The 23,088-nt window shown below is 38.9% G+C and carries 23 protein-coding genes; 12 read left to right on the top strand and 11 right to left on the bottom strand.

Features of this window, described 5'->3' with window-relative positions:
• Positions 1-71: 71 nt before the first annotated feature.
• On the top strand, positions 72-476 hold the full coding sequence (locus OOA_RS06845; protein WP_008911413.1) for a hypothetical protein: 405 nt from the start codon (positions 72-74) through the stop codon (positions 474-476).
• A gap of 3 nt (positions 477-479) precedes the next feature.
• On the opposite strand, the gene OOA_RS06840 is transcribed toward OOA_RS06845, so the two are convergent.
• Positions 480-1,112: a TetR/AcrR family transcriptional regulator gene (locus tag OOA_RS06840; RefSeq protein ID WP_008911412.1), complete on the bottom strand. Its 633-nt coding sequence runs from the start codon at positions 1,110-1,112 to the stop codon at positions 480-482.
• A gap of 618 nt (positions 1,113-1,730) precedes the next feature.
• Here OOA_RS06840 and OOA_RS06835 point away from each other — a divergent pair.
• The 4 genes from OOA_RS06835 (at position 1,731) to phoH (ending at position 5,835) form a co-directional block, all read left to right on the top strand.
• Entirely contained in the window at positions 1,731-2,543 is an 813-nt protein-coding gene (locus tag OOA_RS06835) for a threonine/serine exporter family protein (protein WP_008911411.1), read from the top strand.
• Positions 2,540-3,004 carry a threonine/serine exporter gene (locus tag OOA_RS06830; RefSeq protein WP_040690858.1) on the top strand — a complete coding sequence of 155 codons (465 nt, stop codon included), beginning with the start codon at positions 2,540-2,542 and terminating at the stop codon, positions 3,002-3,004. Before OOA_RS06835 ends, OOA_RS06830 begins: the two co-directional genes overlap by 4 nt.
• 525 nt (positions 3,005-3,529) lie before the next feature.
• On the top strand, positions 3,530-4,522 hold the full coding sequence (locus OOA_RS06825; protein WP_008911409.1) for an endonuclease: 993 nt from the start codon (positions 3,530-3,532) through the stop codon (positions 4,520-4,522).
• A 527-nt stretch (positions 4,523-5,049) separates the two neighbouring features.
• Positions 5,050-5,835 (top strand): phosphate starvation-inducible protein PhoH, encoded by a 786-nt coding sequence (gene phoH / locus OOA_RS06820; protein ID WP_008911408.1) that lies wholly within the window; start codon positions 5,050-5,052, stop codon positions 5,833-5,835.
• Between the two features lie 79 nt (positions 5,836-5,914).
• On the opposite strand, the gene zinT is transcribed toward phoH, so the two are convergent.
• The 5 genes from zinT to OOA_RS06795 form a co-directional block, all read right to left on the bottom strand.
• Positions 5,915-6,571 carry a metal-binding protein ZinT gene (gene zinT, locus OOA_RS06815; RefSeq protein WP_008911407.1) on the bottom strand — a complete coding sequence of 219 codons (657 nt, stop codon included), beginning with the start codon at positions 6,569-6,571 and terminating at the stop codon, positions 5,915-5,917.
• A gap of 327 nt (positions 6,572-6,898) precedes the next feature.
• The gene (locus OOA_RS06810) at positions 6,899-7,738 is read right to left on the bottom strand and encodes a siderophore-interacting protein (RefSeq protein WP_008911406.1); all 840 of its coding nucleotides are present in this window, start codon (positions 7,736-7,738) and stop codon (positions 6,899-6,901) included.
• Between the two features lie 168 nt (positions 7,739-7,906).
• A complete protein-coding gene (locus OOA_RS20460; protein ID WP_040690856.1) occupies positions 7,907-8,086 on the bottom strand; it encodes a DUF2474 domain-containing protein in 180 nt (59 codons plus the stop codon).
• Complete coding sequence (cydB, locus tag OOA_RS06800) at positions 8,043-9,053, bottom strand: cytochrome d ubiquinol oxidase subunit II (protein WP_008911404.1); 1,011 nt, start codon at positions 9,051-9,053, stop codon at positions 8,043-8,045. The genes OOA_RS20460 and cydB overlap by 44 nt, the downstream gene beginning before the upstream one ends.
• Positions 9,043-10,380 carry a cytochrome ubiquinol oxidase subunit I gene (locus tag OOA_RS06795; RefSeq protein ID WP_008911403.1) on the bottom strand — a complete coding sequence of 446 codons (1,338 nt, stop codon included), beginning with the start codon at positions 10,378-10,380 and terminating at the stop codon, positions 9,043-9,045. The genes cydB and OOA_RS06795 overlap by 11 nt, the downstream gene beginning before the upstream one ends.
• Positions 10,381-10,628: 248 nt before the next feature.
• Between OOA_RS06795 and OOA_RS06790 the strand changes: the two genes are divergently transcribed.
• Both OOA_RS06790 and OOA_RS06785 read left to right on the top strand, forming a co-directional pair.
• The gene (locus OOA_RS06790; protein ID WP_008911402.1) at positions 10,629-12,053 is read left to right on the top strand and encodes an aminotransferase-like domain-containing protein; all 1,425 of its coding nucleotides are present in this window, start codon (positions 10,629-10,631) and stop codon (positions 12,051-12,053) included.
• A gap of 94 nt (positions 12,054-12,147) precedes the next feature.
• On the top strand, positions 12,148-12,714 hold the full coding sequence (locus OOA_RS06785; protein WP_008911401.1) for a HutD/Ves family protein: 567 nt from the start codon (positions 12,148-12,150) through the stop codon (positions 12,712-12,714).
• Positions 12,715-13,099: 385 nt separating this feature from the next.
• Here the strand turns inward: OOA_RS06785 and OOA_RS06780 are convergent, their stop codons facing one another.
• Complete coding sequence (locus OOA_RS06780; RefSeq protein ID WP_008911400.1) at positions 13,100-14,041, bottom strand: LysR family transcriptional regulator; 942 nt, start codon at positions 14,039-14,041, stop codon at positions 13,100-13,102.
• 109 nt (positions 14,042-14,150) lie between these two features.
• Here OOA_RS06780 and OOA_RS06775 point away from each other — a divergent pair, with 109 nt between their 5' ends.
• Positions 14,151-14,924, top strand: a complete 774-nt coding sequence (locus tag OOA_RS06775; protein ID WP_008911399.1) for an SDR family oxidoreductase — start codon at positions 14,151-14,153, stop codon at positions 14,922-14,924.
• Positions 14,925-15,058: 134 nt separating this feature from the next.
• Here OOA_RS06775 and OOA_RS20875 read toward each other — a convergent pair whose 3' ends face one another.
• Both OOA_RS20875 and OOA_RS06765 read right to left on the bottom strand, forming a co-directional pair.
• Entirely contained in the window at positions 15,059-15,460 is a 402-nt protein-coding gene (locus OOA_RS20875) for a hypothetical protein (protein WP_008911398.1), read from the bottom strand.
• Between the two features lie 10 nt (positions 15,461-15,470).
• On the bottom strand, positions 15,471-16,016 hold the full coding sequence (locus tag OOA_RS06765; protein ID WP_008911397.1) for an RNA 2'-phosphotransferase: 546 nt from the start codon (positions 16,014-16,016) through the stop codon (positions 15,471-15,473).
• Between the two features lie 228 nt (positions 16,017-16,244).
• On the opposite strand from OOA_RS06765, the gene dbpA reads away from it, so the two are divergent.
• Positions 16,245-17,618 (top strand): ATP-dependent RNA helicase DbpA, encoded by a 1,374-nt coding sequence (dbpA, locus tag OOA_RS06760; protein WP_008911396.1) that lies wholly within the window; start codon positions 16,245-16,247, stop codon positions 17,616-17,618.
• A 249-nt stretch (positions 17,619-17,867) separates the two neighbouring features.
• Here dbpA and OOA_RS06755 read toward each other — a convergent pair whose 3' ends face one another.
• Positions 17,868-19,004, bottom strand: a complete 1,137-nt coding sequence (locus OOA_RS06755) for an ABC transporter substrate-binding protein (RefSeq protein ID WP_008911395.1) — start codon at positions 19,002-19,004, stop codon at positions 17,868-17,870.
• A gap of 18 nt (positions 19,005-19,022) precedes the next feature.
• Positions 19,023-21,050, bottom strand: a complete 2,028-nt coding sequence (locus OOA_RS06750; RefSeq protein WP_236611204.1) for a TonB-dependent receptor family protein — start codon at positions 21,048-21,050, stop codon at positions 19,023-19,025.
• A gap of 429 nt (positions 21,051-21,479) precedes the next feature.
• On the opposite strand from OOA_RS06750, the gene OOA_RS20870 reads away from it, so the two are divergent.
• From OOA_RS20870 to yghU, 3 genes are all read left to right on the top strand, one after another.
• Positions 21,480-21,725: a glutathione S-transferase N-terminal domain-containing protein gene (locus OOA_RS20870; RefSeq protein WP_236611172.1), complete on the top strand. Its 246-nt coding sequence runs from the start codon at positions 21,480-21,482 to the stop codon at positions 21,723-21,725.
• A 51-nt stretch (positions 21,726-21,776) separates the two neighbouring features.
• Positions 21,777-22,091, top strand: coding sequence for a glutathione binding-like protein (locus OOA_RS20865; RefSeq protein WP_336431270.1), 315 nt, complete (start codon positions 21,777-21,779; stop codon positions 22,089-22,091).
• A gap of 127 nt (positions 22,092-22,218) precedes the next feature.
• Entirely contained in the window at positions 22,219-23,058 is an 840-nt protein-coding gene (gene yghU / locus OOA_RS06740) for a glutathione-dependent disulfide-bond oxidoreductase (RefSeq protein WP_008911393.1), read from the top strand.
• Positions 23,059-23,088: the final 30 nt, after the last annotated feature.

Below are 23,088 nucleotides of genomic sequence, written 5' to 3'. Positions count from 1 at the left end.
TTATTCTTGACTTTATATAACTAAAAAATGTACATTCAAGTACACTTTTTAGTTATATAAGGAAACAGATCATGTCAAATAAGATAATAATTAATACCGATGAATGGCCTGTATGTGTATTAAATTCATTTCCTTCCACAATGGATGAAACACGTTTATGGTTAGAAGAGATGGATTTATTATTGGCAAGAAGAGCGCAATTTGTGTTGGTTTATCCATCAATTAAACAATCGTCAGAAAAACCTACTCAAGAAAAGATGGACGCAATGAAATATGTTCGTCGTTGGCTAAAAGGAGCTAAAAGCCCTATGGTCGAATATTGTCGTGCTATGGTAGTGACTTTACAGCCAGATGGGAGTGACAAAGAAGAAATGGAACGAATGGCTCCTCTGATTTCAAATTTGTATGGTCCGGAAGTGCTTATTGAAATTGATGCAACCGCAGCGAAAGCACGTGCTGCGGCATTAGTTGCCTAAAGATTATGTTTGACTCATGTTACGAATATAACTGGCGATGATATCTACAGAGAGTTCAATTTGCTGTGTAATAAACTCATCGCTAGGTTTAAAGTCTGGCACGCAAAACGTGGTAATAAATACATCTGCCTTTAACATTTCTAAAAATCGACAGCAAATGCTCAGTAATTTTTTCTCTTCAACCTTTACTTCAGGAAGCTCGATGAGCTTTTGTGTTAAGCGTCGATAACTACGAACGGGTCCTTGTTCGAAAAAGGTATGAGTAATGTCAGGGAAGCGGTTATGTTCGCCGAGGATCAATCGATATAAGCCAATTGATTGCGGTTTGAGTACGTTGATTAAGAACCGAGCACCATAAAACGATAAAATAGATTCAATTGTATGATGTGAGAGGAGGTCATTATCTTCATCTGTGAATATATCCTCTATCATTGATTCAACTACTGCAGCAAATAACCCTTCTTTACCTCCAAAATTTTTATATAGCGTTGAACGAGATCCTCCTGCACGTTCAATGACCATATCGAGTGTTGTACCTTCAAACCCATATTGAATAAAAATCTCAGAGGCAGCGCTGATTAAGGCTTTATTACGACGCTGTCCTTTAGGGGTTTTAGCAGGAAAAGGGCTATTCATAAAATGTGTATCCTAGGAGCTATTGATCTTTGCTGCTTATTTTCACTATGTTAAATGACGAAAATAATAGTAATTCATCATGCTGAGTATAAAAGTAATTAAGAAGTCACTGTAAATCTAAATTGTAAATAAAAGAGTTCTTTTGGTTCGATTAAACGTGATTTTTCGCTGTGTTGAGCGACTCTTGCCTAGTTCACTAGGTGGCGAGCCACTCGCCTTGCTTCTTTTTGTCTTAACTAAAGACCTGTAATTCGAATAAAAATTGACCGTAAAAGATAAACAGCCCTAGCATTGTGATTTATTTAACTATCAGTTTAGCTACTATTACCATAAAAAAGGGTACTTATAATGACTAATTATGCTTTCACCTGAAAGAGGTCATAATTCACGCTATAATTCTGCTTTATGATATTGTCAAAGATTAACACGTTTAAACAATGATTTGAAAGATTGTGAGAATATCCCCATACCATTATTCAAAATACATGTAGGCTTGTAACCTAGCCATATTTCGATGATAAGCTAGATGACTTCAGGTAAATATAGTGATTGGGTTAGTCAGTTTTACACAGTTAATCTTATCATGAAAAGTAACGAGCCTATTCGAGAGGAAGATAAATGAAAGGAAGTGCAATAGAGGAGCTATCGAGTATCAATAATGTAGCTTTTGATGGTCAACGAGAAATCACACGACTATGTATTGAATGTGGCCTTTTATTACTACAGCATGGCGCAGAAAGTATGCTTGCTGAGCAATTGACGACTCGTCTAGGAATTGCGCTTGGAGCGCATCAGGTAGAAAGTGCGATATCATCGAATTCGTTAGTTCTGACCACTATTATTGATGGGCATTGCTTAACATCAACTCGACGTATTATTGACCGTGGAATTAATATGCATGTGGTCACAGAAGTCCAGCATGCGATTATATTGGTTGAACATCATTTATTAGACTATAAACAATTACAAAAAAAGATTTCGTCGATAAAACCATTACGTTATCCACGTTGGCTAATGGTGTTAATGGTTGCCTTATCCTGTGGTTGTTTTAGTAAATTAAATGATGGGGGATGGGATGGTGCATTAGTGACTTTTATTGCCAGTGGTTTCGCGATGTACTTTCGTCAAGTTCTTACTTCTCGGCAAATTAATCCCTTAATTAATTTTTGCATTACTGCTTTTATTGCGACATCAGTTTCGGGACTGCTTCTGAAAATTCCCTATTTTGCGCCAACGGCAAGTATCTCAATGGCGGCCAGTGTACTGTTACTCGTGCCAGGATTTCCGTTGATTAATGCCATCGCAGACATGTTTAAAGGACATGTTAATACAGGGTTAGCTCGTTGGACGATGGCCAGTTTATTAACACTAGCAACTTGTATTGGTGTTGTTTTGGCAATGGCGATTTGGGATCTAAGGGAGTGGGCATGAGTTTCTTATTGGCACTCTTAGAAGATATGTTACTTGCTGCAATACCTGCAGTCGGCTTTGCAATGGTTTTTAATGTTCCAATTAGGGCGCTAAAATATTGCGCTTTACTTGGTGCAATCGGTCATGGCTCGCGCATGGCAATAATGACATTAGGTTTAAATATTGAATGGGCAAGTTTTATTGCTGCTATCCTTGTTGGCTCGTTAGGGATTAAGTGTTCACGCTCATGGCTAGCTCATCCGAAAGTATTTACCGTTGCTGCGGTAATACCCATGTTTCCCGGTATTAGTGCTTATATTGCGATGATTTCTGTGGTTAAAATTTCTCATTTCGGTTATACGCCAGAGTTGTTTGAAACGTTGGTAACGAATTTCTTAAAGGCATCATTTATTGTTGGGGCATTATCAATAGGGTTGTCATTACCCGGATTATGGTTATATCGCAAACGTCCGAGTGTTTAAGCATGAAATGACTTTCTGTTGGAACTAGTGAATAACGGAAGGTATTCAGTTAAATATCCATAAAACGCTAAGATAGGTCATTTTGATGATTTTATTTTAAGCAAATTATTATGTTTGTTAACTCTTGATTATTAACTTTTTTGATGGCTGAATTTTTTCCAGTTTAGTTACAATTCTCATTGTTTAAAGACAATTCCAAATTACACCTTTGATAGTAAAGATCAGTTATTAATTAAAATTTATACTTAACCTATTAAATAGGGTCGATTATAAATTATTCGTCTAATTAATGAGCAGTTTCTATTATTAATTAGCGTTACCTTCATGCCTAGATTACTTTAAAATTAATCTTCAATATTTTTATTGTATCTCTATGGCTATAAAATAGATTGTTTCTCATACTCATGGGAAGCAAAAAAGTTTATATTCATCTTTGTGAGCTGCCATAGGAAAAATTGCAGTCTATTACTGGATGCGCTAATGCATTCAAGTTAATTTTACTTTTAAATAGTCAATGGTGTTATTTTGAATAAAAAACAGGCGACATATTACCCTAAATGGGTTCTTTCTCTCTTTTTATTATTGTTTGCATTTCCTCTTATTGCCGCTCCGACCGCATTTAATGAAGCTAAAGTATTAAGTAAAACGAAAGTCTATATTGATCAAAACCATCAGGGTGAAGGAACATTATATTGTGGTTGCGAGTGGGAGTGGACCGGTAAAAGTGGTGGTCAGGTAGATTTGGCTTCATGTGGCTACCAAGTTCGTAAACAGCAAAATAGAGCAATGCGTATTGAATGGGAGCATATAGTTCCTGCATGGGTTTTTGGTCATCAAAGACAATGCTGGCAACAAGGTGGGCGTAAAAACTGTGTGGCAACTGATGCTGTTTTTCGTCAAATGGAGGCGGACATGCATAACCTTGCTCCATCAATTGGTGAAGTTAACGCGGATCGTAGTAATTTTAGCTATGGTCAATTAGCTGACAATATAGAGTATCCGTATGGTCAATGTCGTAGTCGTGTGGATACGAAAGAGCGCATTTTTGAGCCGCGAAATGAAGTTAAAGGGCAAGTCGCACGTGTCTATTTTTATATGCATGACCGTTACAACTTATCAATGTCTCGACAGCAACAACAATTGTTAATGGCATGGGATAAGCAATATCCTCCTAGTCAATGGGAAAAAAAACGTGATGAACGCATTGCAAGCGTGATGGGACATCATAACCCGTTTGTAACTGGTGAGCTTAAATGGAACCTTGGGCATAAAAATAGTGCACAGGGCATTAAAGAAAATATCAATATTCCGCCTGTACTAGAACCAATGAGAACACAACCTAATTCTCAGCCAAGCGAAGCTATTATGCAGGTAAAAGGTAATCGTAATTCCCACAAATACCATTTACCTCATTGTTCTGGTTTTAAAACCACATCAGATAAGAATGCAGTGTTATTCGCTGATGAATTAGCCGCACAGGCTGCTGGTTATGAATTAGCTGGTAATTGTAAACCGTAATAAGTTTTCCCCCAATATCTGTATTATTTACAGATATTGGGGAAATTTTAAAAATAGTCACAACAGTAAAATGTCTGTTAACTGCCATAATATCTCTATGAATGAAATCTGTTCTTAATATCTATTGCCATTTACTATTAGATCACTTTTAAACAAGGCAAGTAGTAAGAATAAACAATATGTTAAATTATTGTTGCATTTGCAATGAAGATAGCGATATAGTTTTTACGTAAGAGGCGATAACTTAACTAAGCGTATTTAAGATTTATCAGTTATTGTCATTATAGTGTCATAAATATTCATTAGTTTACGGGTATAGCGTAATAGGGAGTAGCTAATGGGAACGAAGTCTTTATTAATAGATTCACAAGGCCGGTTACTAATTCATCATGAAATTGTCATGGCGAGATTAGCAACCGGTTTTTTTTGCACGTCCAATCAATATATGAGCTTGAAGGGAGCTCCTCTCTGTTCTGAATAGTCCGTCATTTGAATTGACTTCAACGATACCTGGAAGGGTTAATACTATGAGTAAACAGAAAGCTGCAACAAAAACGCGCCGAGAAATGAAACGTTCATCACGTAAAGAACGTGCGGGTCGTTATGAAATGGCTAACGTTACCTCCTTTGCTGATTTTACAGGAATTGAACCGATTGGTATGGCAAAAGAGCGACGTGATAGATCGCCAATTACCCCTCGTAATGATGCACAAAAAATCTATATTAATTCGATCAAGTACAAGAAACTGGTTTTCGCTAATGGCGAAGCTGGTTGTGGTAAAACCTACATCAGTACTGCTCTCGCTGCCGATGCATTAATCAATAAAGACATCGATAAAATTATTGTTACACGGCCTGTCTTACAGGCAGAGGAAGATCTTGGTTTTCTTCCTGGTGATATGGCTGAAAAATTTGCACCATATTTCCGGCCTGTTTATGACGTATTAGTGAAAAGACTCGGAATCTCTTTTTTGCAATATTGTCTGAGGCCTGAAATAGCTAAAGTTGAAATTGCACCATTTGCTTATATGCGCGGCCGTACATTTGAAAATGCGATTGTGATACTTGATGAAGCGCAGAATGTGACTGTCACACAAATGAAAATGTTTCTTACTCGATTAGGGGAGAATGTGACAGTTATTGTTAACGGTGATGTCACACAATGCGATTTACCTGAAGGGATCACGTCAGGGCTTGCCGATGCCTTACAACGCTTTAGTAGTGATGATATGGTGGCAATGGTCAATTTTACTGTGGATGATTGTGTACGTTCAACGCTCTGTCATCGTGCATTATTAGCTTATAGTTATTAAAATTTAGCCCCAATTCATCGTCGATTTGAATTGGGGCTATCCCTACTATATTTCAAGAATGAACAAAAATTAAATTCAATTAATGGTGTAACATTTCATCTACTACTTGTTTATCATTGAGTGAATATGGATAGTAGGTTGGCCAGTTATCCATTTCCTGTAAAAGTTTTTCTTGAGATTCATTTCCCATATAAAGATGAAAATGTGTGGAAACTTGAGGCTCGATAATATGGTCACTAAACTGAATAAACTTAGGTGCCTTAGAAGCCGTATCTTGGCATTCAAATAAGTAACGTACACCTTTTTTTCCGGACGCATAATGTAGAATTTTAAAGCCAGAATAATGATATTCACAGCGACTTAATTGGTCATTCTTGTTAAATTCAATGACGTTATTTTCGATATTGATATTATTAACATCTGTCGCATAACCTTTTTTATAATAAGTTCGATATTCTTCAACGCTTTTATCTTTATTAGTTTTCGCTTTTTTTTCTAAAACAGGGTCTAGTTTACCGCTGAGTAAAAGGGGATTAACGGACTCCCAAATTCCATCCCAATCGCTTAATTTTCTATCTTTAACATCTGAATCCTCAAAAATTCCTTTACTGGCTTGAATCGCTTTTTCAGATTGAGGATGTGAATGGTCATGTGAGCCATGAGCCAGAGCATTAAAACTAGAGAATAGTGAACTGAGGCTAAATGCGATAACAAAAAGTGGTTTGGTATTATTCATGTAAAATATCCCTTAATAAAAGTGAATGAACAGTTATGTTATAACGTAACATCAACTAAAAGCAAAAGGATATTTCAAATTAAAAGAGAAAACCCATCTAGAAGGGACATTAACTTATAGGAAGGTATTTAATAAGAGAGCATAGAATAGTTGGTTTTGAGGAGGGAAAATACGTTTGATTTTATTGTTTTTTATTTAATCATATACTTCAGACTGATACTGAAATAATTGTGAATAACACCCAAATAGCCAGTTGATATGAGCTATTTGGGATAGATTAATTGTTACTTTAGTTCATGGAATAAACAAAGGCATTTAATAAAGCTATTAATCATCAGGATTATCCATCACATTGTGACGTTCGTGATGGTAGCCTTCTTCATCGAAGCCATAACGCCAATATGGAACCGCATAGATACTTTCGCGACCAAATCCTTTATCGCGGCGGATAAAACGACGCAAATCACGAATAATTTGGTCTTCACCTGCAATCCAAAATGAAGCATCTTCGCTCGGAATATTCCAAGATTTAAAGGTACTGATGAGTTCTACTGTCTTAGAAATATCACCACAGATCCAAATGACTTCGACACCGGCAGGTTTGGTTAGCTCACGAACATCATTTTCATCATCAAGGCGTAAGACCACTTTACCAGTTGCATTTGCATTCATCTTTTCGAGTAGCGCTGCAATTGCCGGTAACGAGCTAGAATCACCAGCCATAAAATAGTGCTGAGTATTAGGCAGTAATGGGTCTGGCCCACCTGGATTGGTGATCCCCATCCAATTTCCTTGCTCAGCATCACGTGCAAACAAATATGCAGGGCCAGTTACACCAGCATGCATCGCAAATTCAACATCTATCTCTTGAGCTTCTGGTCGAATAGCGCGAACGGTATAGGTTCGTACGAAAGGACGAGGTTCACCTTCAGGCCAACTGCGACCTTTTTCACTTAAAATTGGAAGTGCAGGCTTGCTTTTTAAATCTGGGGCAATAAAGATCTTGATATGACCACCCTCACTACCAATTGGATAGTCGGCGAGTTTTTCGCTAGTGAAGGTAATACTGCGGATCGAGGGGCTAATATCGGTAATGGATTTAACTTGAACAAGCTGCGGTGGCGCCGGGCGGTAAATATTTTTTTCGACTGGTTTGTCATTAGCCACAGGCAGTCTCCTTTTTATAAATGATAAAATTATTATTTGGTAATTGTTATCATTATCATATCACGCTTTTATCGAATATAAATGACCGAATGCAAAACATTTATGGCATCAATAAAAATAAAAAAAGCCGTGGTAGCAATCACTAACACGGCTATCTACGATGAGTATTTACTTAACTTTCATCCCAGCAGCGGTCATTAATAACCTAAATACAGAAGAAAATGCGAATAGTGTCAGTACACTACCAAGCCAAATAATGACCATCCAACCCATTTTTTTCCACCAAGGAGAGGCGATAGATTTATCAGTGATAACCTTGGTCTGGGGTAATTTTTCCTCTGAAGACATAGTAACTCCAATAGGTATAAACCAAAATAACAGGAATAATGAATAGGGCACCCACAAGCATAAAGCCTAAGCTTTCCGGTGGACCTGCTGCATCACGGAAACTAATTGCTGGTGGAATAAGATTCGGCCATACGCTGATCCCTAGGCCAGTAAAACCAAGAAAAATCAACAGCAGTGCAGCTAAGAAAGGGGTGCTATCTGATTTTTGCTGCTTGGCACTTTTCATCATGATCCAAATACAGCCCAGCACTAATAATGGGACAGGTAAGAAGAAAAAGAGGTTTGGTAAGCTAAACCAGCGGTTGTAAATTGCTTCATTGAGGATTGGTGTCCAAGCGCTGATTATGGCAATTACCGCAAGCATTAATAGTGTTAACGGCCGTAGAAGTCGGTACATAGTTTCACGTAAATGACCTTCGGTTTTCATGATCAGCCACCCACAAGAAAGTAGTGCATAAGCAATCACTAAACCTAAACCACAGAATAATGGAAACGGTGAAAACCAATCAAAGTAACCGCCCATAAAAACACGATTTTCGACATGAAAGCCCTGAATAAAAGCGCCAACGACAATGCCTTGAACAAAAGTGGCAAAAATTGAGCCCCAGATGAAGGCATGATCCCAATGTTTGCGATGAGATTCATCCGCTCTAAAACGGAACTCAAATGCAACACCTCGAAAAATAAGCGCTAACAGCATGAATGTTAAAGGTATAGATAAGGCATCAAGCACAATCGCATAAGCTAAAGGGAATGCTCCAAACAATGCCGCACCACCTAATACTAGCCATGTTTCATTGCCATCCCAAACAGGGGCGACACTATTCATCATTAGGTCGCGGTCTTGGCTATTCTTAAGAGCAGGATAAAGAATGCCAATACCTAAGTCGAAACCATCCATGACGATATACATTAAAATACTAAATACAATGATGACAAACCAAATGAGTGGTAAATCAATGCCCATGAGTTGCGTCCTCCTGGATGCCTTTACGAATTAACCTCATCATGTACATATATCCAATACCGAATACTCCGCCGTAAACAACAAAGAAGGCGAGCAAACTGATACTCATGTGCATTTCACCATGAGCACTAACGGCATCAGCTGTTCTTTGCAGTCCATAAACTACCCAAGGCTGTCGTCCAATTTCTGTCGTAAACCAACCCGCTAAAATTGCAATCAACCCTGAAGGTGCCATGAAAAACATAAAACGTAAGAAAGTTTTAGATTCATAAAGATTTTTACGATAGCGTAACCACAGTCCCCATACACCTGCGGTGATCATTAACATGCCGAGTCCTACCATGACACGGAATGACCAGAACACCATAAAGACGTTAGGTCTGTCTTCTGGTGGATAATCTTTTAATGCAGGCACTTGTTTATCTAAGCTATGTGTCAAAATGATGCTAGCAAGATAAGGAATTTTGATGGCATATTCGGTTTTCTCTGTTTTCATATTTGGAATGCCGAAAAGGATTAATGGTGTTGCTTCACCCGGTTTATTTTCCCAATGACCTTCCATTGCTGCGACTTTGACAGGTTGATATTTCAATGTATTCAAACCATGAGCATCACCAATCAATGCCTGAACGGGTGCTAAAATTAAGATCAACCATAATGACATAGAAAACATCTTTTTCATTGCGGATGATTTATTACCTTTGAGTAAATGCCAAGCCGCTGATGCACCAATAAAAAAGGCTGCTGCAAGAAAAGCTGCGGTTGTCATATGCAGTAAGCGATAAGGAAATGAAGGATTGAAAATAACCGCAAGCCAATCAACAGGTACTATACGATTATCAACGATTTCGAATCCTTGTGGCGTTTGCATAAAGCTGTTTGATGCAAGGATCCAAAACGTTGAAATAATGGTTCCTAATGCCACCATGCAGGTTGCAAAATAATGTAATTTCTCACCAACACGGTTCATACCAAAGAGCATGACGCCAAGAAAGCCAGCCTCAAGGAAAAAGGCTGTGAGGACTTCATAAGTTAATAATGGTCCAGTTACACTTCCAGCAAAATCGGAGAAAAAACTCCAATTAGTGCCGAATTGGTAAGCCATAACTAAACCAGAAACTACACCCATACCAAAATTGACAGCAAAGACTTTTGACCAGAAATGGAACAGTTTTATATAGTCTGAATCTCGGGTTTTCAGCCACAAGCCTTCCAGTACAGCTAGGAAACTCGCGAGCCCAATGGTGATCGCCGGGAAAATAATATGGAACGAGACCGTAAATGCGAATTGTATACGAGCCAGCTCCAGCGCAGTTAGTCCAAACATATTGACCCCTGATTGGAATTGATAGTACGCACATCACATCTTCAATATTTCAGTGGGCAATATTGGCGCTATTCCGTAGCATGAAGACCCATTGCTTCCACTGGCTTGTGGAAGACCACAAACCTATCGAATATGTTTTGTGCTTATAGTTAAAAAAGTCAGGTGAATGTGTGGATAAGTAGAACATGAGAAGATAAACTATAATAGTAACAATTTTTTAGTTATTAACTATAACAGTTGAGGCGGGTATGACGCGATATGAACAACTGGCTGCACAAATACGCCAACAGATTGAAGATAATATCTGGCAAGTGGGCGATAAGTTACCTTCTCTTAGGGAAAGCGTTAAACAGTCAGGCTTAAGCTTGATGACCGTAGTACAGGCTTATCAATTATTAGAAAGCCAAGGTTGGATCGCGGCAAGACCGCAATCTGGGTATTATGTTGCTCGACGAAATACCAATTTTGCGGCAGCGAAAGGAGGGAAGGGACTACATCTTAATGAAAATGTCGAAATAAATGCGTCAATTTTTGGTGTATTACAAGCCTGTAAAGATCCCAATATTATTCCGTTTGGGTCTGCGTTCCCAGAGCCAGCTTTACTTGATGAACCTAAACTAGGTAAAACACTAGCCTCAGTCGCTCGGCGTTTAGCCAGAGTCAATACTACGGCAAACTTACCACCGGGAAATGAACAGTTACGCCGAAATATTGCACAGAGATACGCAAGCCAAGGTATTCATGTTGCGCCAGATGAAATTGTGATTACAGCAGGCGCAATGGAGTCATTGGTATTAAGCTTGCAATCAGTTACTCAACCTGGTGATTGGGTAGTGATTGAATCACCCGCTTTTTATGGTTCACTTCAAGCGATTGAACGCCTCAAATTAAAAGCGATTGCGATTAAAACCGATCCTCTTTTTGGAATTGATCTTGATGCGTTAGAAGATATTGCAGCCAAATACCCGATAAAAGCGTGTTGGTTAATGACACATTATCAAAACCCATTAGGTGGCACGATGCCGCCTGCCAATAAAAAACGCTTAGTCGATATTCTTAATAAAAACCAAATCGCCTTGATTGAAGACGATGTTTATGGCGAACTTTATTTTGGCAATCAGCAACCAATACCTGCGAAAGCTTTAGATGTTAAAGGTAACTTTTTTCATTGCTCCTCATTTTCTAAATGTTTAGCACCGGGGTACCGTGTAGGTTGGGTTGCTGCGGGGCACCATGCTTGTAAAATACAGCAGTTACAGATGATGAGTACGGTATCCGCTAGTGTTCCAACACAGTTGGCCATCGCTGAATATCTCACTCATGGCGGTTATGATAACCATTTGAGGAAGCTACGCCAAACAATGGAGCAACGCCAACACCAAATGTTAGGTGCTATTGCGCAATATATGCCGTCATCCGTTAAAGTGAATACCCCAAAAGGTGGCTATTTTTTATGGCTAGAGTTTGAACCTCCGTTTAATGCGGTGCGTCTTTACCAACTTGCATTACTAGAGGGTATTAGTATTGCGCCGGGGAGTATGTTTTCAACGAGTGATCAATTTAATCATGCGTTTAGGCTCAATGCTTCTTTCATGTGGAATAATGAATTAGAGCTAGCGATGAAGACGCTAGGACGTTTATGTCATTCTTTGATTAGTGAGAAACGCGGCTAATCACATTATGGGAGTAAAATCATTGCCTTGGGCGATTAAGTTTGTCACTCTGAATATCGTGATTGATAGTGGCTATTAACGCTCGGGGGAATGTATGAAAATCAAATGTTTTGATGCGACTGAGTTACCCATCTTAGAATGGCAAGATAATTGTGGTAGTAGTACTGAAGTTTTTTGTTGGCCTGTCGCCTCTGATTTTTCACTTAGAGCGAGTATTGCCTATATCCATCACTCAAGTTTCTTAAAACAATATTCAGAGGGGGAAAGATTTAGTATTTCTCTGGATGACGGTGATTTGTACCTGACGGATAAACTGCAAGCACAGCAGTCAATTAAACATATTGGCGATACTTTCCGTTCACAAGCCTATCAATGTGTCGAACTTGATTTACAGGGGCAGCCCGTTCGCTTGCTCAATTTAATTTTTAATCCAGACCGCTGGTCCGTGAAAAGTCGCATTGTTACCAAGGAACACCGTCTACCTATCGGTCAAGCCGGTCTAGTATTTGTATTGTCAGGGGAATGGGGTGTTTCAGGGGCAAATTGTAAAACGATGAGGGTCAATCAAGGTGGCTGGTGGCTACCTGATATTGGGGAAGGGGTTATTACTCCTCAAATTACAGGTAGTAAGCTGATCTGGGTGGAGATTACGCCATGTTAGCTATTGATAAGACCAATTTCCTAGAGTGAAACACCTTATGTATCATATTGTCAGTAACATGACCGCGTGTTGTGAGGGTTCAGGGGGGAACTTTGTTGTTTGCCTTTACTACGAAATTAAAAACTATTTTTTGCTGTATTGAGATAAGTTTGCTTAATCCACTAAGCGGCAGAACCCTCGCCGTATTTTCTTAAAGATTTTTAATTCGAGTTAAAATTAGCCTTCAAATATCAACAGCCTCCGTGATTCCAATTAAAATAGTGGCTTCCATTTTACTCGCAATAGTGGATGCCGATCTTCTAACACTTAATATAAAATGCTTAGATTTAATTAGTAATTAATCTATTGAATATTAGAAGGATTAATAAGCAGTACATATTTATTGTTATTTTATATTTAATTTCTTTGATGGCAGTGCATTATGAAAAATTCCGTTCGAATTCGTTAATAAATCGGCTAACCAATCCTGAAATAATTTAATGCGTTGTGGCAAGTTACGTCTCTGAGGGTAAAGCAAGGAAAGAGGCATTGGCTCTGGACGATATTCTGGCATGATAACACACAGTTTTCCTTGTTGAATATATTCAGCCACATCATAAGCGGGTACTTGAATAATCCCAAGGTCGGATAAGGCGGCGGTAATATAGGCTCCAGCATTATTGAGAGTGACGAAACTTTTCATCGGATATGAATGTACTTTACCGTTACTGCAATATTCCCACATTCCGTTAGATGTAGAGGATTGAACAACATAATTCACTACATAATGTTGTGCTAAATCAGATAGCTTCTGAGGAATACCATAACGAGAAAGATAATTAGGGGAAGCGCAGTTTATCATATCTAACTCACCTAATTTTCTGCACACTAAACCTGAATCCGGTAATACTCCTACTCGTAAAGCACAATCAATCCCTTCAGAAAGAAGATCTATCGGCCGATCACTCATACTCAGTGTTAAGTTAATCTTAGGATGTTCTTTAATAAAAGAGTCGAGATTAGGGATAACAACTTGCGTTCCAATTCGAGTAGGTAAATCTATACGTAAATAGCCGGTAAGATGCTGCTTATTTTTTAAAAAAAGAGATTCCGAATCCTCGAAGGTTTCAATGAATTTACGGGCTGCCTCCAAATAAAGTAATCCATCATGAGTAGGGATCACTTGACGTGTTGTTCGGTACAGTAATTGTGTTCTTAACCTATCTTCTAACGATTGGATCACCGTTGAAATTGTTGATCGTGGAATATTTAAAACTACTGCGGCCTTTGTGAAACTGCCGGTTTCTATGACTTGAATAAACGCTTCTGCCTGCTTTATCCTATCCATAATCGTTATTGTTTATTATTCTCGACAAATGATGTCGAATTATCATAGTTTATCCGACATATGTAAGCAACTATAGTGTGGAGCACCCCTAAAAAATGAGGTTTTCAACATGTATAGAAATAGCGTTAATGGAAAAATAATTTTAATCACAGGTGGCGCTAAAAATCTTGGTGGCCTTCTAGCTCGTGATTTTGCAGGCCAAGGTGCTAAAGCTATTGCTATTCATTACAATAGTGATGAAAGTAAACAAGCCGCCGAAGATACACGTTCTTATATCCAAGATTGTGGTACCGCAGCACTTATATTACAGGGTGATTTAACTACCTCATCTGCAATGGAAAAGCTTTTCCAGGAAACCATAAAGGAACTAGGACAGATTGATATTGCGATCAACACGGTTGGTAAGGTATTGAAAAAGCCAATTGTTGATATTTCAGAGGCTGAATACGATAGCATGAGTGATATCAACGCAAAATTGGCGTTTTTCTTTTTAAAAGAAGCAGGGAAATACCTAAATGACCACGGGAAAGTTTGTACTGTTGTCACATCGTTACTTGGTGCATTCACACCGTTTTATTCCACTTATGCGGGATTAAAAGCACCTGTTGAGCACTTTACTCGAGCTGCTGCTAAAGAATTTGGTTCGCGAGGTATATCTGTCACTGCTATTGGCCCAGGTCCGATGGATACACCATTTTTTTATCCTGCTGAAGGGGATGATGCAGTCGCTTATCATAAAACTGCTGCCGCTTTATCCAAGTTCTCAAAGACAGGGTTAACCGATCTCGAAGACATCGTTCCTTATATTTGTTTCTTGGTATCTGAAGGATGGTGGATGACAGGGCAAACCATATTAGTTAATGGTGGATATACAACGAAATAGATGGATAGACCCTAAATTATTTAGGTTAAATTATAATTATGGCGGTTTATACCCGGTATAAACCGTTTATCAATAAGTTGTATTCATTTTTACCCTGCATGTATCTTGAACTATGAAGTGAGTGAGATCATATATTAAAAGGAATTCAGCCATTCTTGATGGAAGGCAACCTGTTCATCGGGATGCTTGGCAATATTGTGCTCATCAAAATCAAAGATAGACACAATGTTTTCCAATAACGCGGGCTGACCGATCGTACATTCATATGCCATCATTCCCCCTGACATTTGGCGTGCCATTCGAGATGGATAAACATTAATCTTGGCACCTTTACATAAAAAGGTGATATCCGCATTCTGTTCCCGTAAACGAGCAAAGCATTCATAAAAATCAATATCGGTGACAGTTGACGGCGGCTGATTGTTCATCAATAGCGTTATTTGATAGCCAATTTCTGAGCCGCTTTTTAATATCAGTTCAAGAGAATGTTGTTTTCCATTAATAAGGGTTTGTACAGTAATATTTTGGATATTCATGGAGATTGGCTCATTTAGCTAGAATGAATTTTGCAGGAACATGATCGGTTAACCAGACATTATTATCGGAGAGATAAAAATTGAAACCTTGTTCATACATTGTTTTTGCGTTAATGATTAAAACAACGGGTTTACCATGACGAGCACCAACTGTTAGGGCGGTTTGCTGATTATCAGATAAATGGACATGATGGCGATTACCGGGAATTAAACCTTGCTGATTGATTGAGCCCTGAAATCGAATCGCTGTTCCATGGTACAGAAATTCAGGTGGAACTTGCTCATTAAGAGTCATACTAACTTGTTGGCTTGAATGTCCTTGTGCTGCACGGATCATCGATTTATCTGTAGAGAGGGTAAAACGCTTCTTGTCATTAGTTTCAACAACATGCTCTAGAATTACGCGATTTAATTTATGCCCGTAGCGGCTGGCTTGCAGAAGAAGTGTATCAATTGCTACCCAGCCATCGGCATCTAACTTCATGGCAATAGATTCGGGTTTATGGCGTAACACATAGCTTAAAAATTTACTAATCTTCGTGGTATCTTGTTTCATTTGACGACCTATATTTAAAAAAACCTTTTATTATTATTTAATTTAATGCCAGCAGATAATAGCGGGGATGTTTTTAATGTCGATGGACATAATCTTAAAAATTCAATTTTGTGTTTGTTCAATCAATTGTAAGAGTTCAATCAAGATGTAAATTCATCACGACACAACAGGGAAGGGATAGTATCATTGCCAGCTATTAGCCTTTTTCTTTAATCCGGAATTTTCATTGTGACTTCATTTGCTGAACTTAACGCGCTTCCAGCGGAACAACTTTCTAACCTTAACGAGCTTGGTTATCTCACCATGACCCCGATTCAAGCCGCCGCGTTACCAGCGATCCTCGCAGGAAAAGATGTCCGTGCGCAGGCAAAAACCGGTAGTGGAAAAACGGCCGCGTTTGGATTAGGCTTGTTGCAACATATCGATGCTAAACAGTTTAATACGCAATCATTGGTACTGTGCCCAACCCGTGAGCTTGCTGATCAGGTAGCAAGCGAATTACGCCGTTTGGCCCGTTATATGCCGAATATCAAGATACTGACCCTTTGTGGTGGCGTTCCTTTTAGTATCCAACGAGATTCTTTAATTCACGCAGCGCATATCATTGTTGCTACGCCAGGTCGTTTATTGGACCATTTGCAAAAAGAGACGGTGACGCTTGATGCATTACAAACATTAATTTTAGATGAAGCGGATCGCATGCTTGATATGGGCTTTGCTGATGCGATAGACGAAGTTATTAGTCATGCACCCGCTGAGCGTCAAACGTTATTGTTTTCTGCTACTTGGCCAGATGCGATTGCCGCTATCAGCCGCCGAATTCAAAAAGATCCACTGACAATCGAAATCAATACGGTGGATGAATTACCATCAATTGAACAACAATTCTATGAAGTTTCTCGCAATGGTAAAATTAGCCTACTGCAAAAATTATTAAGTCGTGAACAACCGGCTTCGTGTGTTGTATTTTGCAATACTAAAAAAGATTGCCAAGCAGTGTACGATGCTCTCAGTGAAAGTCACCAAAGTGTGTTAGAACTGCATGGTGATATGGAGCAACGTGATCGTGACCAGACGCTAATACGTTTTGCGAATGGGAGTAGCCGTGTGTTGGTCGCGACTGATGTTGCAGCACGTGGTTTGGATATCAAATCACTAGAATTGGTGATTAACTTCGAATTATCATGGGATCCTGAGGTGCATGTTCATCGCATTGGGCGTACTGCTCGTGCAGGTGAGAGTGGATTGGCGATCAGCCTTTGCTCGCCTGAAGAAGCTCAGCGTGCCAATGCATTGGAAGAAATGCTTAATATGAAGTTGAATTGGCAACCTGTACCAGCAGGATTAAGCATTATTCCACTAGAAGCAACGATGGCAACACTGTGCATCGATGGTGGTAAAAAAGCAAAAATGCGTCCTGGTGATATTCTCGGTGCGTTAACTGGTGATATGGGGTTTGATGGCGCAGATATTGGTAAAATTACTCTCAGCCCCGTTCATGCGTATGTAGCAGTAAAACAATCAATAGCACATACCGCTTGGAAAAAATTGCAGCAAGGTAAAATCAAAGGTAAATCAGTCAAAGTAAGATTGCTGAAATAACGGATACTGGGGTAGGCTAAATGCCTGCCTATTTTGTGCTCGGATAAACAGTGATATTTACCTTCACTAGCATTTGAAATAAAAATAGACATAATCGCTACTTTTATTATTAGTTATCATGGTGTCATTTTATATTTTTGAAAGAAAGTAAGCTGAGCTAATAAAAACTGCCCTGATAAAATCGATTATTATCAGGGCAGTTTTTATTTTTTAATATCAATTATTTACGAAGATAAATATAAGATTATGTTATTTTGCTTGTACCCAAAAAACACCATTTCCTTCTAATGCTGTGAATGTTTTATGCAAATAATCACTATCAGCTTGTGGGTTAAGGTCTTTAAATAGCTCAGGGTGTAAGTATTTCGCTATCGCTTCCACTGCAATAATATTAAATGGAGTATCGTAATATTGCTGGTAAAGCGCCAATACTTGCTTGTTTTTAAATGCATCTAACGGGCGCAGTTTTGGTCTATCTAATAGTTTATTCAGTCTTTCCTGTACTTTTTGTTGTTCCCCAGTGTAACCGAGCGGTATCGAAGAGCTTCCTTTGCGTGTTCTATCCCAATCAGCCGAGGTGATCAGGTAATAATCTGGGTTACTATGAAGTAATTGCTCTTCACTTATCTCACCACCCATTACAGCTGTAAACCATTGCGAACCTAAATTGTTTCCGCCTGCGATATCAACAAACTCACCAAAGTTACCGTTACCAAATGTTTTACAACAATAATCCTCACCTGTTGCACCTGCTGCGCGTTCAATAAAGACAGAAGGGCGTTGTTCTGGTGTGAGCGTTGCGACACGAGAACGGATCATATCCAATCTTTGCTGATAAAATTGGTTAAATGCTTGTGCTTGTTTTTCTTCACTAAATACACGACCCAGTAACTCCATACTCGGAACGGTATTCTTTAGCGGAAATTGCCTAAAATCGATAAAAATAACGGGCACACCTGTTTTTTCTAACAGTGTTAATGTACCACTTTCAGTCAACTTGCTTTTCAGTCCGATATCAAAAATTAACAAATCGGGTTGATAAACTAACGCTTTTTCAAGACTAAAATCCGTTGTGTAAGGATTTGGAAATACAGGGATTTTTTTCAGTTCAGGAAATTTTTCGCTATAGGCTGTACTTAAGTCTGGTGCTTTTTTTATCAACGCATCATCCCAAGCAACAATTCCTTTTAACGGAGTGTCTGGGTGTAAGATGTTTAATGCGACCAAAACGCGACTATCAGCTAACATCACTTTTGATACAGGTGCATTCACCGTCACAGTTCTTCCTGCAATATCGGTTACAGTTATTGGGTCGGCTAGGCTTGCTCCTGAGAAAGCCAGACCGAGCAATAATAAATTACATCTCTTCATTAACGTTTTAAACATATTCACGCCTTGTATCAATTAAAACTTCACAGATGCTTGAACATAGAATGTTCTTGGTTGCCCGACATAGATACCTGAGTTGTTATCAGTAGAGCGAGTGAAATAGGTTTGATCAAATAAGTTTTTAATTCCAGCAGATAAGGTTAAATCAGACAGTTCTTTACCAAATTGGTATTCTCCGCGCGCATCCCACACCATATAACCTGGAATGGTGCCATATCGACCATCGGCGCTACCTTGGGTAATATAGGTATTCCCCGTTCCCGGTGATTCTTGTGATGATTGAGCGTAGGTATTGAGATTCCATATCCAATGACCTGTTTCATAACGGGTGCCCGCAGTTAGCACTTGCCTTGAATAAAATGGCAAGTCTTTATCTGCAAATTTACCTTTCTTACTGATGGCTTTGGTAAACGTATAAGTACTGTAAACACTGACACCATCTAAAACATCAGACAGCCCAGATAAATCATATCTGGCTGCTAATTCAACACCTTGGTGTGTTGTTGCGCCTAAGTTAGTCCAGCCAGTTGTATTTTCAACGTATTGTAGCTGGTCATCAAAATCGATATAAAATAGTGTGGCTTCTAAAGATAACTCAGTGTTGTCATATTTTGTGCCTACTTCATAGTTGCGAGCTTTTTCCGCACTTAATCCATTTGCCGGTGAATTACCAACGCCAGCTGTATTAAGTTGGAAATATTGCAGACTACCAAACGAAGTGCTGGCATTTGCAAATAATTTCCATTCGTCATCGATATGATAAATTACAGCAAGCGCTGGAAGTGGCTCACTGTAGTTTTTGCTACGTCTTTGGTTTTTAAATGCATCGTTTAAATGGATATCAATGTATTCATAGCGAATGCCCGGGATCAGCGTCCAGTTGCCAATATCAATGGTATCATCGAGATAAATTGCGTGAGCTTCAGTTCCACCAGAGGTGTGCTGATAATATTGTGACGTACTAGGGCGAGTAGATTGAGATCCTGTACCATACCAGTCAGAGCGGTAGGCTTTTTCATCAGCAGTTTCATTTAAATAACGATAACCGACAGTAACTTCATGAGATACATTATTGAAACGGAATAGCTGTGAGTAGCTAGGTTCAATCGCATAGGCGGTATAATGACGAGGGTAAGAAACTAAACGGCTTTTTCCTGTATTGTCTTTAGTTCCTTCACTTTCAATATAGCTACCACGATAACTTTTACTGAACCACGTCATTAATTCAAATTGCTTATCATCTTCTTGGTGCTTATATTTCAATAGCATATCTTGACGATTACCCTCAAAACGGTCAAACGAGCGCATTGATTGGTAAGGGTCTGCATTATATTGTGCTTGCGTCAGTCCACCGGGCATTCCTGCCATCGCATGGTAATAATGGAAATTAGCTAAAATTTCATCATTATCAGTTAATGCATAGCGGGTTTTTAAAATAAGGTCATCAATATCGGTGTTGTCATTGTTTTTTCGATATCCTTGTCCATGCAATCCGGAATAAAGAAGTAGGGCTCCAGCTGAGTCATCAGACTTTGAACCACCGACAGAAGCATCGACTAACGTTTTTAAACCGCCTGTTTTTGCGCCTTGCGTCTGTACTGAAGTGCTACCACTGAATTTTTTAGGGATAGGTTTGGTAACAAAGTTGATTACGCCACCAACGTTTTGAGGCCCATAACGAACAGAACCACCACCACGAATAACGTCAATAGATTCAATAGAGCCTAAGGATAGTGGTGACATGGAAAGCTGAGGCTGACCATAAGGAGCGGCAGCAAGCGGCATCCCATCTAATAAAATCGTTGAACGAGGTGATAGACGTGAAGTAAGTCCTCTTACACCCACATTCAAAGAAACATCACTTCCTCCAGTACCATTACTTTCGCGAACCTGCACCCCAGGGATCCCTTTTAAAGCATCAGCAATGGTTTCACTTCCGGTTTCTTTTATTTGTTTTTTGGTTTTAACCGTTCTTGCGCCTGGATGGTTAAAAACGACATCGCTATCTTCTGTATTTTCTAACCAGTTACCCACAACAGTCATTGAATCATTTTTAGATGTGTTATCTGCCGCATGTGATTGATGGCAAAAGAATGAAATATAAACGGCGAGTGGTGTGAGTAGTGCGAGTTTTGCTGATTTCATATTTGGAGTATTGAGTAAAGAGTGTTGAGATGGCTAATGATAATTATAATCATTACAAATAATCAACAAAATTTATTAATTATTTTGAAATCGAATATCACAAAACATTATATGACAAGGTGATAGAAGCCTTGCATTATGTATGTAATGAACGGGCTGCGCCTTTATGGCTGAATCGACATTTTCCGATGGTGAATTACGCATATAAGATCTTTGCGATGTCGGTAAATTTTTGAAAAATAAAGCGTGGTATAGGTGTGGTGAGTTATTCGTATCAACTAAAATATTTTTCATGTGAAACGATAGACTCATTTAAGTGAGGAAATAATGATCCGTTTTTATTTTCATCCGACACCTAATCCCTTAAAAATTGCTCTCTTATTAGAAGAACTCAAACTACCGTATCAGGTTATTCCTATTGATACGAGCAAAGGTGAACAACATACGGAATTATTTAGGAAAATTAATCCCAATGGTAAAGTGTCAGCAATTATTGATACAGAAGGACTTGATGATAAAGAAGTTAGAGTATTTGATTCAACAGCAATTTTTCTTTACCTTGCAGAAAAATAGGGCGCGTTATTAGGGGCTTCCTCTGATAGACCTGAACTTCTATCTTGGCTACTGTTTATAGCAAGTGGAATAGGGCCTTTTTCTGGGCAAGCGGTTCACTTCCAATATGCTGCACCAGAAGGTTCCGATTATGCGATTAATCGCTATCGCCGTGAAATTGAACGCCATTATCAAGTATTAGATACCCACTTAGTGGGAAGAGAATATGTTGTTGGTGATAGCTTTACGATTGCAGATATTTCAAGTTGGGGCTGGTTAGATCGTATTTCACGTGTGTTCAAAGACATAGAAAATCCCTTTGAAAATTACCCTAATTTGCAGCGTTTGTTTAATAAGCTAGACCAACAGTCTTACAGGCCCGTTTAGTGGGTAAAGAATTTGAATATAAAACAGTTCGCGACGAAGAAACTAATCGCGCATTGTTTCCTTCAAACTACCTTCAATACAATGAAAAATTTTCTATTTTAGACTCATGAATGTAAGGAAATAACGTATGGCTAATTCAACTTATATCCCACCTAAAGTTTGGGAATGGAATCAAAGTAGCGGTGGTAAATTTTCCAATATCAATCGCCCAGTTTCAGGTGCTACACATGAAAAAACATTACCAATTGGTAAGCACCCACTGCAACTTTATTCTCTGGGTACTCCTAACGGACAAAAAGTGACAATTTTGCTAGAGGAATTATTAGAATTAGGGATCAAAGAGGCTGAATATGATGCATGGCTTATAAATATTGGTGATGGGGACCAATTTGGTTCGGGTTTTGTTGATATTAATCCAAATTCTAAAATTCCTGCATTAGTTGACAGAAGTGGCTCAGAGCCTATTCGCATTTTTGAATCAGGCTCCATTCTTACTTATTTAGCCGAAAAATTCTCTGCATTTTTACCAACTTCTCAGCCTGAACGTGCTGAAACATTTTCATGGTTATTTTGGCAAATGGGCTCTGCGCCCTTTGTTGGCGGTGGATTTGGTCATTTTTATGCCTATGCTGCCGAGAAATATGAATATCCGATTAATCGATATGCCATGGAGACTAAACGCCAACTTGATGTGTTAAATCAGCGTCTCGCAAACAATCAATATATCGCGGGTGAAAAATATACCATTGCGGATATTGCAATTTGGCCATGGTATGGTGGACTTGTAAAAGGTTGGCAATATGGTGCGGCTGAATTTTTATCTGTTCATGAGTATGAGCATGTGATCCGTTGGGCCGATGAGATATATGCGCGACCAGCGGTTAAACGAGGGCGTAGAGTTAATAGGATCCAAGGTGATCCAGCGGAGCAATTAAGAGAACGTCACGATGAGAGTGACTTTCTTTAGAGTTCAACTCTAGGGGCTGTTTATCGTTAA

The sequence above is a fragment of the Providencia burhodogranariea DSM 19968 genome (genome assembly GCF_000314855.2).
In the GTDB taxonomy this organism is placed as follows: domain Bacteria; phylum Pseudomonadota; class Gammaproteobacteria; order Enterobacterales; family Enterobacteriaceae; genus Providencia; species Providencia burhodogranariea.
This window is presented reverse-complemented; position numbering and strand designations above follow the sequence as displayed.

Excerpts from the sequence above, each read along its gene's own strand:
- OOA_RS06750 (WP_236611204.1), bottom strand. The coding sequence starts at position 21,050 with ATGACTGTTGTGGGTAACTGGTTAGAAAATACAGAAGATAGCGATGTC.
- OOA_RS06755 (WP_008911395.1), bottom strand. The coding sequence starts at position 19,004 with ATGTTTAAAACGTTAATGAAGAGATGTAATTTATTATTGCTCGGTCTG.
- OOA_RS20875 (WP_008911398.1), bottom strand. The coding sequence starts at position 15,460 with ATGAATATCCAAAATATTACTGTACAAACCCTTATTAATGGAAAACAA.
- OOA_RS06780 (WP_008911400.1), bottom strand. The coding sequence starts at position 14,041 with ATGGATAGGATAAAGCAGGCAGAAGCGTTTATTCAAGTCATAGAAACC.
- OOA_RS06845 (WP_008911413.1), top strand. The coding sequence starts at position 72 with ATGTCAAATAAGATAATAATTAATACCGATGAATGGCCTGTATGTGTA.
- OOA_RS06785 (WP_008911401.1), top strand. The coding sequence starts at position 12,148 with ATGAAAATCAAATGTTTTGATGCGACTGAGTTACCCATCTTAGAATGG.
- OOA_RS06830 (WP_040690858.1), top strand. The coding sequence starts at position 2,540 with ATGAGTTTCTTATTGGCACTCTTAGAAGATATGTTACTTGCTGCAATA.
- OOA_RS06790 (WP_008911402.1), top strand. The coding sequence starts at position 10,629 with ATGACGCGATATGAACAACTGGCTGCACAAATACGCCAACAGATTGAA.
- OOA_RS20460 (WP_040690856.1), bottom strand. The coding sequence starts at position 8,086 with ATGTCTTCAGAGGAAAAATTACCCCAGACCAAGGTTATCACTGATAAA.
- OOA_RS06795 (WP_008911403.1), bottom strand. The coding sequence starts at position 10,380 with ATGTTTGGACTAACTGCGCTGGAGCTGGCTCGTATACAATTCGCATTT.
- zinT (WP_008911407.1), bottom strand. The coding sequence starts at position 6,571 with ATGAATAATACCAAACCACTTTTTGTTATCGCATTTAGCCTCAGTTCA.
- phoH (WP_008911408.1), top strand. The coding sequence starts at position 5,050 with ATGAGTAAACAGAAAGCTGCAACAAAAACGCGCCGAGAAATGAAACGT.
- OOA_RS06765 (WP_008911397.1), bottom strand. The coding sequence starts at position 16,016 with ATGAAACAAGATACCACGAAGATTAGTAAATTTTTAAGCTATGTGTTA.
- OOA_RS20870 (WP_236611172.1), top strand. The coding sequence starts at position 21,480 with ATGATCCGTTTTTATTTTCATCCGACACCTAATCCCTTAAAAATTGCT.
- cydB (WP_008911404.1), bottom strand. The coding sequence starts at position 9,053 with ATGGGCATTGATTTACCACTCATTTGGTTTGTCATCATTGTATTTAGT.
- OOA_RS06840 (WP_008911412.1), bottom strand. The coding sequence starts at position 1,112 with ATGAATAGCCCTTTTCCTGCTAAAACCCCTAAAGGACAGCGTCGTAAT.
- OOA_RS06775 (WP_008911399.1), top strand. The coding sequence starts at position 14,151 with ATGTATAGAAATAGCGTTAATGGAAAAATAATTTTAATCACAGGTGGC.
- OOA_RS06835 (WP_008911411.1), top strand. The coding sequence starts at position 1,731 with ATGAAAGGAAGTGCAATAGAGGAGCTATCGAGTATCAATAATGTAGCT.
- yghU (WP_008911393.1), top strand. The coding sequence starts at position 22,219 with ATGGCTAATTCAACTTATATCCCACCTAAAGTTTGGGAATGGAATCAA.